Source organism: Acinetobacter sp. T_3_1 (assembly GCF_025377055.1).
GTDB lineage: Bacteria > Pseudomonadota > Gammaproteobacteria > Pseudomonadales > Moraxellaceae > Acinetobacter > Acinetobacter kookii.
On sequence record NZ_JACHVD010000047.1, the window covers coordinates 1 to 1,417 of the forward strand.

The 1,417-nt window shown below is 35.2% G+C and carries 2 protein-coding genes and 1 pseudogene; 2 read left to right on the top strand and 1 reads right to left on the bottom strand.

The window, feature by feature from the left end; all coding sequences use genetic code 11:
* Positions 1–381: 381 nt before the first annotated feature.
* A pseudogene (locus tag H4I94_RS16130) lies at positions 382–462 on the bottom strand (BrnA antitoxin family protein); the annotation flags it as partial.
* Positions 463–561: 99 nt separating this feature from the next.
* Between H4I94_RS16130 and H4I94_RS16135 the strand changes: the two are divergent.
* Together H4I94_RS16135 and H4I94_RS16140 are read left to right on the top strand one after the other, a co-directional pair.
* Positions 562–885, top strand: a complete 324-nt coding sequence (locus tag H4I94_RS16135) for a transcriptional regulator (protein ID WP_261183723.1) — start codon at positions 562–564, stop codon at positions 883–885.
* A gap of 173 nt (positions 886–1,058) precedes the next feature.
* Positions 1,059–1,268 (top strand): helix-turn-helix domain-containing protein, encoded by a 210-nt coding sequence (locus tag H4I94_RS16140; RefSeq protein WP_261183724.1) that lies wholly within the window; start codon positions 1,059–1,061, stop codon positions 1,266–1,268.
* Positions 1,269–1,417 lie beyond the last annotated feature (149 nt).

Here is a 1,417-nt window from a genome sequence, read left to right on the forward strand (position 1 = left end):
CTATAGCTGTGAAACCTATTAACTTTTTCATTAAGATACCGATAAAGTTTAATTTGATTAATATTAATAGGTGTATCTAAAACCTTGAGCCATCATACAATCTTGTATCATTTCAGCTTTTTCATTCTGGTTTACTTTAGCCAAACCTACATCATAGCGACATTTTGCTAAAGCATTATTTACATCGTGTGGAGTTATTCCTGCTTTTCTCCACATAGGTTGTGATGTACTGCAGGCAGAAATTAAAAGTGTTGATGCAGTTGAAACCCCGATAATAATTTTTTTCTTAAAAAAGCCATAAAATTTAATTGACTAATTTTTCCATTCTATCAAATTATATAAATTTTGTAATAAAAAAACGGGGAGTCGAGCTCCCATTTTTTATTGAGGATTTTTTAATTTTTTTAGCATGGCATCACGTAAAATTTCATTCATACGTGTTTGATATCCTTTAGCTTTGGAATTATGTAAGAATTAAAAACCAAAAACTCAGAATTAATATTTAAAAATACTACATAGTCGTATAGAATAAATTACTACAAGGTAGTATGAATACAAGCCATGTATACAATATGTGAAACCCCATTATTTACTCAATACTGTCTTGTTTATTGGACTCAGGAAGAATACGAAGAATTCAAAACATTCTTGGCATTAAATCCTGAAGCAGGAGATGTAGAGCCTAATTCAGGTGGCATTCGTAAAATTAGATGGACGAGCGGTGGGAGAGGTAAAAGTAGTGGTGTCAGAGTCATCTACTTTAATCGTTTAACAAATGGAGAGATTTGGTTATTGACCCTGTACAGTAAAAAGCAAACGGTCCAGCTTAGTAAAAAAACTCTTCAAGCATTGGGGGAGAAATTAAATGACTCGTTTAATGACTGAAAAAGAACTCGAAGCTTTTGAAGCAACCAGAGATATTGAAGCTGAAATCTTGCAAGGTATAGATGATATGCTTGCTAATAATGCAGCTAAAAGAACTGTAATCACTGAGACCGATGTAGCATTAGCTCGTAGAAAGGCTCAACTGACACAAGAACAGTTTGCCAAACTTCTGGGTGTTTCGAGNTGTAATCACTGAGACCGATGTAGCATTAGCTCGTAGAAAGGCTCAACTGACACAAGAACAGTTTGCCAAACTTCTGGGTGTTTCGAGACGTACACTCGAATCTTGGGAACAAGGTGCTAGAAGACCTTCAGGAGCAGCAACATCGCTTAGTCGATTATTTATTGTTGATCCACAATTTGTACAAGAAAGCCTGGCTTGATTTATATAGCTCTCGATTGAGGGCTATTGGCTATAACCAGATTCGAGAATCATGATGAAGCATTTAGGATTTGTCGGAAAAAATACAGAACATCTTGGATACACACATGTTGAAATTATTAACAGTTCTCTCCGACTGTCCTTCAACGT